We start from the raw sequence: 13,689 nt of genomic DNA, 5'->3' as shown, positions 1-13,689 counted from the left end.
GGCGACCGCGCCCAGCGAGAAGACCGCGTGGAAGGCGGACATCACCGGGCGCCGGTAGCCGCGTTCCACCTGCACGGCATGGGTGTTCATGCTGACGTCCAGGCAGCCGTTGCCCAGGCCCAGAGCCAGCAGCGCCGCGCCCAGGGTCCAGCCGCTGTGGGCCAGGCCCGGCAGCACCACCGCGGCCGCGCACAGCGCGCCGCTGGCCGGCACCACCGTGCGGGCGCCGAACCGGTCGGCGACCGGGCCGGCCAGCTGCATACCGGCGAAGGCCCCGCCGCCGAGCAGCAGCAGGAGCGAGCCGAGCACCGCATGGCTGATCCCGGCCCGCTGTTCGATCACCGGGATGTGCACCACCCACATCCCCAGCACGAATCCGTTCAGGGCGAAGTAGGCGAAGGTGGCGATCCGCGCAGCGCGGAGGGATCTCTGCATGACAGTGAACATAACAAACATCTATGCTGATCAACAGCGGGCGTTCCGAACATAGAGCTGCTCGGTGGTGTTCAATAGAGACCATGGTGAGTACTGAACGACACCGGCGGATCGTCACCGCCGTCGGCGAGGCCGGGCAGCTCAGCGTCGCCGACCTGGCGTCGATGACCGGCGCCTCGGAGATGACCGTTCGCCGTGACCTGGAGATCCTGTCCGAGCAGGGCCTGCTGGAGCGCTACCGGGGCGGCGCCCGCAGCGTCATGCTGCGCGGCGAGGAGCCGCCCTTCGCGCTGCGGGCCGCCGAGGGGCTGGCGGCCAAACAGCGGATCGCCGCCGAGGTGGCCGGCCTGATCACGGACGGCGAAACGGTGCTCATCGACAGCGGCACCACCTGCCTGGAAGTCGCCCGCGCCCTCCAGCAGCGACGGCTGACCGTCATGCCGCTGTCCCTGCACGCCCTGAACGCCCTGACCGGCGCGCCCCGGCTGCGGCTGCTGGTGCCCGGCGGCGAACCCCGCCCCGGTGAACTCGCCCTGATCGGGCCGCTCACCGAAGCCTCCCTGGCCGCGGTCCGCTTCGACACCGCCGTGCTCGGCTGCTGCGGACTGACCGCCGCCGACGGTCTCACCGCCTACGACCTCGCCGAGGCCGCCATCAAACGGGCCGCGATCAGCTCCGCCCGCCGGGTGATCGCGGTCGCCGAGGCCGGCAAGCTCTCCCGGACCGCGCTGGCCTTCGTCGCGCCGGCCGCCGCCCTCAACACCGTCGTCACCGAGGAAGGGGCACCCCAGGACGCAACCGAGGCCCTGGCCGCGGCGGGCGTGACGGTCCGAACGGTCCGCGTCACACCGTAGGTTCGGTGAACCGCGACGCCGGCGAGGCCCGGTGGACGGGGGCGGCCCCTAGGACGTTCTAGACGGCCTGTGCGGCGCCGACCTGACCCTGCGTCGCACAGGCTGCTTTCCGCTGCGGCGAACTCCCGGCGGTGATCAAGCCTGTCCGACGGCCCTCCAGTCACACGCGCGGAGGCGCGGTTCGGCCCGCGCCGGGCTGCTCCAGGTCAGCGCCCCAAGGGCAGGGCTGGGCCTGCCCGCTGGGGACGCAGAAAGCGAGCATAGGATGCGTTTGAATTTCCGACTCGAGGGGGAACACATCATGAGAGCGTCCATACGCAGAGCCGGCACGGCCTCCGCGCTGACCACAGGAGTGCTGATGGCCGCGCTGATGGGGCCGGGCAGCGCGTCGGCGACCCCGGTCAACGCACCGGCCAAGGCCGGAACCCTCAAGAACGCGGCCAGCGGCATCCCGAAGACGATGCGTCACGGCCAGACCGTCCACATGACGCTGTACTACAAGCAGAACTCGCCGGACATCCTGGTCCCCAGTTCCTTCGGCGTGAGCCTGTATAAGACCGGCGGGAACACGAGCGACGAGCTGCGCGGCATCACCGCGTCCTGGTGGGACCAAGTCACCCACCGATGGGAGAGGTTCTCCTGGGCCACCAAAGAAGGGGACATCTACTTCGACCTGCCGGCCTCCCCCGCCGTCAAGGTCGGGTCCGGCATTCTTGCCCACGTCTACATCCGCCTCACGTTCGGCACGGCAACGCCCAGCGGTGTGTGGCACTTCTGGCCGCAGCTGGACGGGTACTCGCTGCTCGACAAGCACGGCAAGTCCGTCAACGCCTATCTCGACGGCTCCGACAAGGACATCCGGATGTACCAGTCCACGCTGCGGTCCTGACGGCCCGGGGCCCGGCGCGTGATCGAATCCGAGATGGAGATCAGCGAGGATCTGGTCCGCGACCTCCTTCGGGAGCAGCATCCGGACCTGGCCGGACTGCCCCTCCACGAGGTGGCGGGCGGCTGGGGCAACCAGATGTGGCGCCTCGGGGACGAATTGGCCGTCCGGATGCAGCGGATGGACAAGAGCCCCGATTTGCAACTCAAGGAGCGCCGTTGGCTGCCGACTCTCGCGTCGCGCCTGCCGCTGCCGATTCCTGTCCCCCTGCGGGAGGGTGCGCCGTCCGAGCGCTTTCCCAAGATCTGGACCGTCATGACATGGGTGGAGGGCACGCCGCTGGACCACGGCTCGATCACTCGCGGCGACCACGCGGCCGAGACGCTGGCGGGCTTCCTCAAGGCGCTGCACGTGGAGGCGCCCGCCGACGCCCCGACCGCTGCGGACTTCGGCGCTCACCCCAAGCACTGCACGGACGGCTTCGAGCGCTTCTTCCAGGCCGCTGCCCCGACCGACCTCGCCGTCGAGTCGATGGGCCGGAACGGGGACCGCGGCCTGCCCGGCGGCAAGCCGAACTGGGGGCCCGCAGGCCGGTCCTCACTCGATCGTGTCCTGAAAGGCCTTTGATTCAACGACCGCTCATACGTCGACCGTACATCAAGGCAGGCGTAGACGGGGGTGAACTTATCGGCATCAGCCCTGCGTCCATAAATTCAGCGGCTATCTCCTCCCGGGATGCGGGCCACAGGAGAAAGCTCTCGCCTTTTGTCCTCACGATCACCCCGCCCCTTTCGACTCGGTAGGTGAAAGTTGATCGAATAACTTCCCCTTCCGGCTCCGAGCAGACGCTTGCCGAATAAACGTCCCGACCGAGTCGAATTTTAGGGAGCTCCCGATTTTCGGCATGCAACGGCAGTCGGCGAGGAGGCGGATCTACAATCGCCAGACCACCGGGCGTAAGAGCTTCGACCATTGCTCTCCATGTCGCACGGCGCTCGGCAGGGTCAAGACAGCCGACAACATTGGAACACACGACAAGGTCGGCGACGTTCGTCAGCGCGCACTCGCTCAAAATGAACGGATGGACCGTTGCACGTGCCCGATCACCGGCGGGAGCGGAGGCAAGTCGGCTGAGGAGAACCGCCCGCATGGCCCGAGCAGGTTCTACCGCGTGGACAGGCACAGCACTGTGCTCGAGCAGTACGTCAGTTACGACTCCCGTCCCCGCGCCTACGTCCAGAATTCCGATACGGGCACGTCGCGCGGCCGGCGCAAAACAGTCCTTGGCCCGACGGCGGACTTCGTTCTCTTGGAGGATGTCGTAGAATTCTGCGGTCACTTCGTAGGGCTGAGTCTCTTCGGCTGAATCAGTCGCCATAAAAACCCGGTCCCCTCTTGAACCCAGCGACAGGAACTGACAGCCACTCCCCCGGTTCTCCCGAAGCCGTTGATGTCAGGTGTGACCCTGGCGCGGCCACACCGCGAGGCAACCGGCGCGTGGGAGTCACCCGGGCGGGCTCTTCAGCCGGGTGCGGGCCATCAGCAGAGTGACATCGTCCGCGTAGACGCTCCTCTCGTTGTCCGGCACCATCGCGCTTCGGGAGCGCGGGGTCATGGTGTCGATCACTCGCGTGCTGAGCTCCTCCAGCGGGGTTCGGGGGCCGGTGAGAGCCGCACGCAGCCGGTGCATGCCGGTGTCGAGGTCTTCCGTCCGGGTTTCGATGAGGCCGTCGGTGTAAAGGGCGAGGATGCTGTTCTCGGGCAGTTGGAGTGCGTGGGGCTCGTAGGACATCAGGCCCACGCCGATCGGCGGCCCGGGTGGCACGTCGGGGAAGGTGACGCTGCCGTCGGGGTGGAGGACGGCGGGCGGGGGGTGGCCGGCCGAAGCGATGGTGCAGGTGCCGGTGTCCGGGTCGTAGATGGCGTAGACGCAGGTACAGGTCATGACGGGGCCTGCGAAGCCTTCGGTGTCGGTGTCCTGCTCGGTGATCGAGGGGATCAGGCGGTCGAAGCGGGCGAGGAGCTCGGCGGGCGGCAGGTCCCGGTCGGCGAGGGTGCGCACGGCGGTCCGGAGCTGGCCCATCAGCGCGGCCGCGTTGATGCCGTGGCCGACGACATCGCCGACGACCAGGCCGACCCGTGCCTCGGGCAGCGGGATGGCGTCGAACCAGTCGCCGCCGACTCCGTCGTGCGTGTCGGCGGGCAGGTAGCGCGAGGCCAGTTCGACCGCCTCGCCGCCGGACAGGTTGTGCGGCAGCAGGTTGCGCTGGAGCGCGATGGATGCGGCCCGCTCCCGCGAATAGCGGCGGGCGTTGTCCAGGCTCAGCGCGGCCCGCCCGGCCAGTTCCTCGACCAGCAGCAGATCGTCCCTGGAAAATGGTGTCTTGTTCTCGTTGCGGACAAGGACCGCTTCTCCGAGCAGCGTCCCGCGGGCCAGCAGGGGGACGATGATCAGCGAGTGAATGCCCGTCTCCCGGATGATGCGTGCGCGGTTCGGGTCCTGCTCCAGCCAGCCGCCGCGGGAGGTGTCCACGACGGGCTGGAAGTACGTTTGCCCGGACACCAGTCCACGGTTGAACGGGGACTGGGGGGGAACGAAAACGGCTTCGCCGATCTGCCACAGCGCTTCGGGCTCCCCCTCGTGGATGGAGGCCATGCCGGCGCGGCGGAAGACCGGGATGCTGGAGTCGGAGGACGCGAGGCGCTGCAGGGGCTCCTCGCCGAGCGGCACGGTCTCTCCCAGGTCGACGCTGACGAAGTCGGCTATCCGGCCCACCGCCACGTCGGCGAGTTCCTGGGCGGTTCTCATCACGTCCAGCGTGGTGCCGATACGGTTGCCGGCCTGGCCGAGGATCAGCAGGTGCTGGCGGACCAGGGAGTTCTCGATGTCGGTGGCCATGCTGACCACCCCGATCGGCTTCCCGTCCGCCCCGTCGAGGCGGAAGTAGGTGGCCGCCAGCAGGCGCTCCTCGTCCTCTCCCGGGATGCGCCAGGTGTATTCCTGTTCGATGAGCGGCTCACCGGTGTCCAGCACCTGCCGCATCGCGACCACGATCGATTCGCCCATCTCACCGGGCTGGACCTCGGTCATCAGGCGTCCCAGCCGTCGGCGCCGCAGCACGCCGTCCTGGTGCTCGGCGGTGCGGTTCAGCCACACGCAGCGCAGATCCGTGTCCCAGATGGACAGTCCGATCGGCGAGTGCGCCATGGGTGGCGCTGCGGCTGCCGACCGCGGCGGCGACCAGGACACTGCCCCGGTGGGGTCGGTGACCGTCACGAACCAGTCCGCGCGGTTGTCGCCGTGCAACGGGGAGGCTTCTACGGTCATCCGCGCCTCGGCCCGGTTCTTGCGGCGGATCCGGGCAACTCCGGACCACGGTGCGCGGGCCCGCGCGGCCCACGCGTCGAGTTCGGCCGCTTCGCATTCGGCCAGCAGTCGCGTGGCTGGGCGGCCCACCACCTCGTCCGCGCGGTAGCCGGTGGCCCGCTCGGCGGTCGCCGTCCAGCCCAGGACAATCCCGTCGCCGCTGATCACCGCGGTGGCCGCGCCGACCGGGCCGAGAATGTCCTCCGCGGTGAAAGGCTTTCCGGTGCTGGATTCGGCCATCCCCTGCATCCCATCGATCGATGCGCGTGCATACCTTTCCCCGGCGTGGTGATCTGCTGTCCATTTTGCGCCGGATCAGGCGTGGGCGCGGGTTGAGAAACTCGTCCCGGTCTGCGAGGAGACCGGGATGCCCCAGGTCACGTGTGACCTGGGGAAAACGTGGACGTTCGACCATTGCGGAGCGTGGCTGTTCCGCTGCTTGACGCGCACGAGTTCCCGCAGGGCGCGACACCGGTCGTACGAGCGGGCAGCAAACGCGGATTGGTGAGACGCTTGCGAGGGCGCAATACCGCCTGGGCGCTGCCGGCGGGGGCGTACCTCGCACGATCTGCCGGGGTCGGACGTAGCGCCCGTGCCGATCCCCCCATGGTTCGGCGAAATCGAGCGTCCCCCGATTCGAGGAGCTGGTGATTCATGCCCCGTGAGCGTGATGAGATTCTGCCGTCGGGCCCGGAAGGCCATGCGGACAACAGCCAGTGGATCGGCGGCGAGCCCAAAGTCCTGGTTTTCGATGTCAATGAGACGCTCATCGACTTCGAGTCCATGAACCCGCTGTTCGAACGGGTTTTCGGCGACAAGCGGACGTTGCGCGAGTGGCTCGGGCATCTGGTCATGTACTCGATGACTCTCACGCTCTCCGGCCTGTACGAGGAGTACTTCTCGCTCGGCCGTGGGTTGTTCCGCATGGTGGGTGACATCCACGGCGTGAAGGTCACCGACTCCGACCTGGACGAACTGGAGACGGGCATGCTCACCATGCCCGCGCACGGCGACGTCGAGGCCGGCCTGCGCAAGCTGGAGGACGCGGGTTTTCGGATGGTGACGCTGACCAACTCGCCGCCGAACCCGGGTGGGAAGAGCCCGCTGGAGAGCGCGGGTCTCGCCGGCTTCTTCGAGCGTCAGTTCTCGATTGAGACGGTCCGGGCGTACAAGCCCGCGCCGTCGGTCTACCACCTGGTCGCTCAGGAGTTGGGCGTTGCGCCGTCGAACTGTTTCATGGTGGCCGCGCATGTATGGGACACCGTCGGTGCGCAGAGCGCGGGGTTCACCTCCGGGCTCATCACGCGACCCGGCAATGCACCCTTGCTGCTGCGGCGGCTTCCGCAACCCCATCTCGTCGCCTCGGACCTCCCCGGTCTGGCCGATCGCCTGATCGAGCGCTGGCGCTCCTGAATAGGCGTCCCCCCTTCCGGCTGCGGCCTGCGGGACAGTGGTGAACGTTTCGAGGTGGTCGACGGCTCCGGCCAGAAGGAACTGTCGCCGGACCTGTTCGTCAACGCCCGCGTGGACACCTCCTGGCTCAACCAGGACGACGGCCTCGAAGCGACACAGCACCGTGCGATCACCTACGTCGAAGCCGGCGCGGGCGGGATCTTCGTCCCCGGCGCGAGCGACCCGGCCCTTCTGCGGGAACTGACGGCGAACATCCCGGTACCGCTGAACGTCCTCGTCATCCCCGACCTCACCGTCGCCGACCTCGGACGGCTCGGAGTACGCCGGATCAGCACCGGCTCCCTCCCCTACCGGGCCGCGATCCACGCCGCCACGCACGTGGCCACCGCCGTCCGCGACGGCAACCCGGACCTCCCCGCCGCCACCCCCTACCCGGACCTGCAACGCCGTGATCGACTACGACTGCACTCCGCACTGACCCGAGCGACGCGAAGAGGAGAACGCATGCCCAAATACCAGGTGATCGCCCACCACACCATTGCCCCCGGCGAGAACCTCGACGAAGTCCTCTCCCTCTACCCGAGGTTGGCCGCGGCCACCCGCAGCGAACCGGGGAACGTCTCCTTCACCGTCTTCCGCCAGCTCGACGACGAGCGCGGCGTCGTGATCCTCGAGCGCTACGCCTCACGGGACGCTTTCGCCACCCATCAGCAAACACCGCACTTCAAGGATCTCGTCCTCGACCGTCTCGTGCCACGGCTGGCGGACCGGTGGTTCGAGTCCTACGACGTCGAGGACACCGCCTGAACCGTTCAGACGAGGCCGCCGCCCATGATCTCGGCAACGGGTTGCGGCCGAGGAAGGGTCCGTCGCCCACAAGTGGCAGCGCGCACGATCCCAAGGCGCGGGCCCTGGAGCATCTCGCCCGCTCGGCCGACTCGCTTCAGGTGTCAAGGGGAGGTCGAGAACGTCACTGACCGCTCGACGCTTGCGAGAGGGCCAGCCCGCCCGTGAAGCAGGTTGCGGAACTGGTGTGACGACGAGGGAGCAACGAAGCCGGATTCGTAGGCGGCACGGGTCGTCCGCGGCCGGGGCCTACGCCGGGAGGAATTCGCGGATCGCGGCGGCGATCTCCTCGGCGTGAGTCTCCAGGGCGAAGTGGCCGGTGTCGACAAATCGGACGTCGGCGTCGGGAAGGTCGCGCTTGAACGCTTCGGCCCCCGGCGGGATGAAGTCCGCATCGTTCTTGCCCCATACCGCGAGCAGCGGCGGCCTGCTGGTCCGGAAGTACTCCTGGAACTTCGGGTAGAGCGCGACGTTGCTTCCGTAGTCGCCGAACAGGTCGAGCCGGATCTCGTCCGCGCCCGGGCGCGTGAGGTAGTGGATGTCCAGTTCGTAGCCGTCGGGGCTGACCCGGGTGACGTCGGGAACGCCGTGCGTGTACTGCTGGACCGGGGTCTCCGGCCCTACGAGTGCCCGGACCGCTTCGCGGTTGGCCGGCGAGGGGTCCTTCCAGAAGGCCCTGGCCGGCACCCAGACCTCGCTCAGTCCCTCCTCGTACGCGTTGCCGTTCTGCGAGATGATCGCGGTGATCCGCTCGGGATGCTTGAGCGCGATGCGGAACCCGACCGGTGCGCCGTAGTCGAAGACGTACATCGCGAAACGGTCCAGACCCAGTTGCTCGGTCAGGCGGTCGATCACGTCGGTAATGCGCTCGAAGGTGTAGTCGAAGTCACCACGTGCCGGCATGTCCGACTTCCCGAAACCTGGATAGTCAGGGGCGATGAGGTGAAACCGGTCGGCCAGCAGCGGGATCAGATCCCGGAACATGTGGCTCGCTGACGGGAACCCGTGCAGCAGGAGCAAAGTCGGTGCGTCGGGTGCCCCCGCCTCCCGGTAGAACACCTGCAGGCCGTCCACATCCGCCGTTCGGTATGCGATGTCAGTCATCACCCATCCACCTTTCCTTGATTATCCCGAATTCCTGGCGGGCGTCCGATCGACGGGATCCCAGGACCACAGCGGTTCGCTATCCTTCGTTATAACGGAACCGGTCCTCTTCGTACGCGCGCGGCGCACTGCACTTGCCGCCCGCGAACGGCTGATTTTCGAGAGGAGGGCAGCCGCACAAGGCGCGGGGGCCTCTGCCGGAATTTGTGCGGCTGAGAGACCTGGACTGCGTTTGGGGACGGCGTTTCCTGGCGACGCGATCGTGCCCGAGTCGTGTCCGCTCCCGGCAGACAGCGATGATGTGACTCTCGATCCTGGTTCTGGCCGTGATCCGAAGGCGGAAGCCGTTGTTGGGCACCGCCGTGTCGGATTCACGCCTGGGGGGAACCCTGCCCCTGCGGGGGTATGTTGGTCGCCGATATCATCCGCTGTGTCCCGTTGTCAGCCGAGAAGGTTCCGTGTTGTCGCGCTCCGACGCCAGCGCCCTCCTGGTCGAATTGTCCGCGTTTCCCGGCCGCCGGCACCGGGCGGCAAGCCGGTGAGCGTGTCGGGCGCGGATCCCACGGGCGCGCCCCCACCATTGCCGTTGACCCGCGCCGGCGACGAATTCATGCTCACCACGCTCCTCTTGTTCTGGGTGGCGAGTATCGTCCGCTGGTTGATCACGCCCTCCTCGCCGCTCGCCGTCGCCGACCTCGATTCCGGACTCGCCGTTATCGGAGTCCTCACCGGTGCCGCCCTGATCGCGCTCATCTTCACCCCGCCCGGCCGCCGCAGCGGCGCTCACATGAATCCCAGCCTGACCATCGCCCTGTGGCTGATGGACGTCTTCCCCGGCAAGAGCGTCCTCCCCTATGTGCTGGCCCAAATCGCCGGATCATTCACGGGAGTAGCGCTCGCCCGACTCGTGTGGGGATCCGCAATTGCCGCCTTTCCGGTCCGCTACGCGGCGGTGCGGCCCGCCCCCTCGTGGCATCCGGCCGCCGTCTTCATCAGCGAGACGAGCTGCCTGATCGGACTGGTCCTGGTCATCGGCTTCTTCCTGGCCTATCCCCGATACGGCCGACTGCTGCCCTGGGCGGTCGGTGCCGTCCTCGCCCTGATCATCGCCCTCCTCGGCCCGCGCAGCGGAGGCGTGGCCAATCCCGCCCGGCAGATCGGGCCCGCCGCCCTGGCCGGACAGACGGTCGACCTGTGGATCTACCTCGTCGCGCCGATCATCGGCGCGATCCTGGGCGCCTCGGTCCACCACCTGCTCATCCGGCGCTTCAACACCCATCGCCCGCTGACCTACAAACTTGCGGGCCCGGGCCCGCAGGGACAGGCGGACAGCTGAATCGCCACCATGAGCGCCGCGGAGGCCGGCGCGGGACCCGTCAAGCCCGTGTCATTCGGTGAGGGCCGGAGTTGTGGGGGTAGGGCCGCAGGGCGGTCTCGTGTGCCGGGAGCAGATTCCCGGAGACAACGTGCTGGACCGTGAAGACGACGCGGCGGCCGGTGCCCCCGTCATCGCCCGGACTGCCGGGCGCGCCCCAGCGGACTTCGGCGGTTCCGGACAGCTGGACCGTGCGACCGTCCCGGAAGTCGAAGAAGAGCAGTGCGGCCTCCGGGTCGACGGCCAGGTTGCCGAAACTGTTGAACATGTTGTTGCCCTGGTAATCCGGCCACCACAGCTGGTTGTCCTCGACGCGGACGAAACCGGTGGATCCCCCGCGGTGTGATGCGTCGGTGCCACGTTGTGGGTTGGTGGTCCCCAGGAAGAAGGTGTCGGCGCTCCGGATGAGCTGAGTGTCTTCGGCGGACAAGGTGTCGTGGCGAATGGCGGTACGCGCTCCTCTGGTCGCTGTGTCCGGCGACAGCAGGCGGCGCTGAATGTACTGGGGACAGTTGCCGTATGCCTGTTCGACCTCGACGCCCAGCAGCCCTTCGGCCGTCGAGGTGAGGATCCCGTTGACGCGGACCCGACGGCTCGTGGCGAATTCGATGAAGATCATCCCGATCTTCTGTCCGACGGTCAGGCCGCTGAGCGGATCGGCCCCCGGGAACAATGCGTCCACGGTCAGACCGGTCGCTGAGGCGACCTCCACGAAGCCAGGAGGCCCGGTCAGTGGGGACGTCCACAGACGGCCCTCGCTGTCGCGGCCGGCCATCACGAGGAAGGTTCTGTCCTCCAGGAACCCTGCGACGCCGCGGGACAACGCGGCGGGCTCAAGCATCCGTGACAGCCGCGCGGCATCGCCCCGTACACCGGCGCGCTCCTGCACGGCCAGCTCACCGGCGTGGAAGCCCGCATCGACAGGCAGGCGGCTCTCCGTCATGGTGTTCCTCTCACAGGGGGGCGGTTTGCGGGGGTCTCAAGCCGTTTCGGCACCGGGCCTAGCCCGAGCGGCGGCGTGCTCTTCCAACAGGGTTCGGCGCCCGAGTAGTCCCGCGGGCTGCCCGAATACCGTAGAAGCCACCAACCGGCGGAATCCGGGATTGCGGCATCCGGCGTCGGCGCCCGGTTTCGATCGATGGCTGGGTGACAGTGCGGTCTTGTCTTGGCGCTCGGCTCGCTGGACAGCACCCCTCTGCTCACAGAGGGTAATCCCCTGGCATGGGTGCCCAATGGGCCTCGCATCCCCGTCGAGGCAGCTTCAAGCTCCACCCCCAGCCTCGTCGCTGCTCCGCCTCGACGTCGACATGCGGGAGGCCTCTACGGAGACCCATCTCCATACATGCCGCATAACGGTCGAAACTGGGTCACAATTGGGTCTGGACCCCCAAGGACGCTTCTCGCGGCAACATCCGGTGCGACACCGCGCGCCACGGCGGACCTCCGAGGTAGGGCCGGCAGCGTAGCCCGACGACGTCGGAGCCGCTTGTGCTGCGGAAGAAACGTGTCCAGCACCGGGCAACCCCCGAGGCGCCTCGCCAGGCGAGCTACGAAGCAGAGGAGCAGCAGATGTCCCACCACTTCGACACCGATGCCGCACGGGACGACTCCCGCCTGAATGTCCTGGACATGTACCTTTTCCGGGGCTCGACTCCGGACACGACCGCGATGATTCTCACGTCCAACCCCGACGCGGGCATCTTCGCGCCTCTGACACTGCATCCCGAGGGGCTGTACGCGTTCCGCTTCGACCTGGACGGCGACGGACGGGAGGAGGTCAGCTTCAAATTCAGCTTCGACGAGCCGTTTCACATCGACGGCAGTGCGGACGAGCACGGCCAGAACTTCACCGTCACCCGGGCCACGGCCGCCGACGCCGTCAACGGAGGACCCGGGGAGGTCCTGGTGCAGGGCACCGTCGGCCAGGAGAGGGAAAGCGACGGAGTACGCGCGTATGTCGGCAAGGCCGCCGAGCTCTGGGCAGCCGACGCCTTCGGCTTCTTCACCGTGGTCAACGGCCTCTTCCAGGAGGACCGCTTCGCCACCGAGGCGTTCGACCACAAAGCCAACCTGTTCAAGAACAGGAACAACATGGCCACGGTCCTGGAGGTGCCCAACTCCATGATCGGCTCCGGCACGGTCGGGGCCTGGGCCACGGCCTCACTCCACGGCCACGCGCCGGAGACACAGGTCTACCGATGGGGGCTGCCCCTGTTCACGCACCTGTTCCTGTCGGACCCGGCGACACCCGGTCTGGCCGACCGCTACCGCACGAGCGTCCCCGCCAACGACACGGCCGACTTCGGCGAGGTAGTGGAATCGTTCATCACCACGATGTCGAGGCACGCCGGCAAGATCGCCGATCCCGAAACATACGGACGGGAGACAGCGAAGCGGCTGATCCCCGCCGTGCTCCCGTACGAGATCGGCACCGAGGCCGAATTCACCCTCGACCGCTTCAACGGCCGCCCGCTGGGCACCGACGCCTTCGACATCATGCTCACCCTGGGAGCCGGCACCCCGGTCGCGGACGGTGTCAGCCCGGACGCACCCAGAGCTCGCGCGGAGTTCCCCTATGTGGGCCTTCCGTACGACGACACGGAGCAGTCCGGACTGCGTCCCTTGCGGGAACTGATCGGGCTCGACTACTGACGGATTGGACGGACGGCTCAGGCGTCAGGACACCTTGAGGACGATCTTTCCGCGCCGGTGCGGGCGGTTCAGCTCCTCGTATGCTTCGGCCGTCCGCTCCAACGGGAAGACCTGGGCGACCGGCGGGTCCAGCCGGCCCGCCGCGACCAGCTTCGAGAGCTCCTCCAGGCCGGCCCGGTCGGGTTCCACCACGAAGAACACGCCGCGGGCGCCGTCCGGGCCGCTGTCCCCGGGCGGCGCGACGATGCTCACCAGCACCCCGCCCGGCCGCAGCACCTGCCACGAGCGGGTCAGGGTGTCACCGCCGACCGTGTCGAAGACAAGGTCCACCGCCTGCGCGCCGCTCAGCCGGTCGGCGAAGTCCTCGTCCGCGTAGTCGATGACCTCCTCGGCGCCCAGGCCCCGGACGAAGTCGGCGTCCCGTCCTGCGGCCGTGGCCGTCACCGAAGCGCCGAGGGCGGCGGCCACCTGGACCGCGAAGACGCCGACCCCGCCCGCTCCGCCGTGCACCAGCACGCGCTGCCCGCTCCGCAGCCCGCCGTGCCGCACCAGCCCCTGCCAGGCGGTGAGGCCGGCCAGCGGCAGGGCCGCCGCCTTGTCGGGGTCCAGTCCGGCCGGTGTGGCCGCGAGATGAGCGGCCGGCACGGCAGTGAACTCAGCGGCGGCACCGTCCCGGGTGAAGGGGACCAGTCCGTACACCTCGTCGCCCTCCGACCACTCCGTAACGCCGGAACCGGTGGCCGCGACGACACCGCAG

General features: G+C 68.3%; 13 protein-coding genes. 7 read left to right on the top strand and 6 right to left on the bottom strand.

The window, feature by feature from the left end:
* Positions 1-435 (bottom strand): MFS transporter (locus GA0115240_RS26630; RefSeq protein ID WP_141708976.1); only part of this gene is annotated, 435 nt, incomplete at its 3' end.
* Between the two features lie 83 nt (positions 436-518).
* On the opposite strand from GA0115240_RS26630, the gene GA0115240_RS26625 reads away from it, so the two are divergent.
* The 3 genes from GA0115240_RS26625 to GA0115240_RS26615 all read left to right on the top strand — a co-directional run bounded on the left by GA0115240_RS26625 (position 519) and on the right by GA0115240_RS26615 (position 2,802).
* A complete protein-coding gene (locus GA0115240_RS26625; RefSeq protein WP_093740439.1) occupies positions 519-1,289 on the top strand; it encodes a DeoR/GlpR family DNA-binding transcription regulator in 771 nt (256 codons plus the stop codon).
* Positions 1,290-1,590: 301 nt separating this feature from the next.
* On the top strand, positions 1,591-2,178 hold the full coding sequence (locus tag GA0115240_RS26620; RefSeq protein ID WP_141708975.1) for a hypothetical protein: 588 nt from the start codon (positions 1,591-1,593) through the stop codon (positions 2,176-2,178).
* 18 nt (positions 2,179-2,196) lie between these two features.
* Positions 2,197-2,802, top strand: a complete 606-nt coding sequence (locus tag GA0115240_RS26615; RefSeq protein WP_093740435.1) for a phosphotransferase — start codon at positions 2,197-2,199, stop codon at positions 2,800-2,802.
* A 1-nt stretch (position 2,803) separates the two neighbouring features.
* Here the strand turns inward: GA0115240_RS26615 and GA0115240_RS39415 are convergent, their stop codons facing one another.
* On the bottom strand, positions 2,804-3,553 hold the full coding sequence (locus tag GA0115240_RS39415) for a class I SAM-dependent methyltransferase (protein WP_093740433.1): 750 nt from the start codon (positions 3,551-3,553) through the stop codon (positions 2,804-2,806).
* Between the two features lie 126 nt (positions 3,554-3,679).
* On the bottom strand, positions 3,680-5,782 hold the full coding sequence (locus GA0115240_RS26605; protein WP_161302475.1) for a SpoIIE family protein phosphatase: 2,103 nt from the start codon (positions 5,780-5,782) through the stop codon (positions 3,680-3,682).
* 414 nt (positions 5,783-6,196) lie between these two features.
* Between GA0115240_RS26605 and GA0115240_RS26600 the strand changes: the two genes are divergently transcribed.
* Together GA0115240_RS26600 and GA0115240_RS37700 are read left to right on the top strand one after the other, a co-directional pair.
* Entirely contained in the window at positions 6,197-6,955 is a 759-nt protein-coding gene (locus GA0115240_RS26600; protein WP_093740429.1) for a haloacid dehalogenase type II, read from the top strand.
* A 54-nt stretch (positions 6,956-7,009) separates the two neighbouring features.
* Positions 7,010-7,762: an isocitrate lyase/phosphoenolpyruvate mutase family protein gene (locus GA0115240_RS37700; protein WP_093740427.1), complete on the top strand. Its 753-nt coding sequence runs from the start codon at positions 7,010-7,012 to the stop codon at positions 7,760-7,762.
* Positions 7,763-8,050: 288 nt separating this feature from the next.
* Here GA0115240_RS37700 and GA0115240_RS26590 read toward each other — a convergent pair whose 3' ends face one another.
* On the bottom strand, positions 8,051-8,905 hold the full coding sequence (locus GA0115240_RS26590; protein ID WP_093740425.1) for an alpha/beta fold hydrolase: 855 nt from the start codon (positions 8,903-8,905) through the stop codon (positions 8,051-8,053).
* Between the two features lie 586 nt (positions 8,906-9,491).
* On the opposite strand from GA0115240_RS26590, the gene GA0115240_RS26585 reads away from it, so the two are divergent.
* The gene (locus tag GA0115240_RS26585; RefSeq protein ID WP_237555229.1) at positions 9,492-10,241 is read left to right on the top strand and encodes an MIP/aquaporin family protein; all 750 of its coding nucleotides are present in this window, start codon (positions 9,492-9,494) and stop codon (positions 10,239-10,241) included.
* A 40-nt stretch (positions 10,242-10,281) separates the two neighbouring features.
* On the opposite strand, the gene GA0115240_RS26580 is transcribed toward GA0115240_RS26585, so the two are convergent.
* Entirely contained in the window at positions 10,282-11,223 is a 942-nt protein-coding gene (locus GA0115240_RS26580; RefSeq protein ID WP_093740423.1) for a pyridoxamine 5'-phosphate oxidase family protein, read from the bottom strand.
* A gap of 626 nt (positions 11,224-11,849) precedes the next feature.
* Here GA0115240_RS26580 and GA0115240_RS26575 point away from each other — a divergent pair.
* Positions 11,850-12,932 (top strand): DUF4331 family protein, encoded by a 1,083-nt coding sequence (locus tag GA0115240_RS26575; RefSeq protein WP_093740421.1) that lies wholly within the window; start codon positions 11,850-11,852, stop codon positions 12,930-12,932.
* Positions 12,933-12,956: 24 nt separating this feature from the next.
* On the opposite strand, the gene GA0115240_RS26570 is transcribed toward GA0115240_RS26575, so the two are convergent.
* Positions 12,957-13,689 (bottom strand): NADP-dependent oxidoreductase (locus GA0115240_RS26570; RefSeq protein ID WP_107407217.1); only part of this gene is annotated, 733 nt, incomplete at its 5' end.

It is taken from the genome of Streptomyces sp. DvalAA-14 (assembly GCF_900091855.1).
Lineage (GTDB): Bacteria > Actinomycetota > Actinomycetes > Streptomycetales > Streptomycetaceae > Actinacidiphila.
The sequence above is the reverse complement of the archived record's forward strand: the minus strand, read 5'-3'. Positions and strand labels throughout refer to the sequence as shown.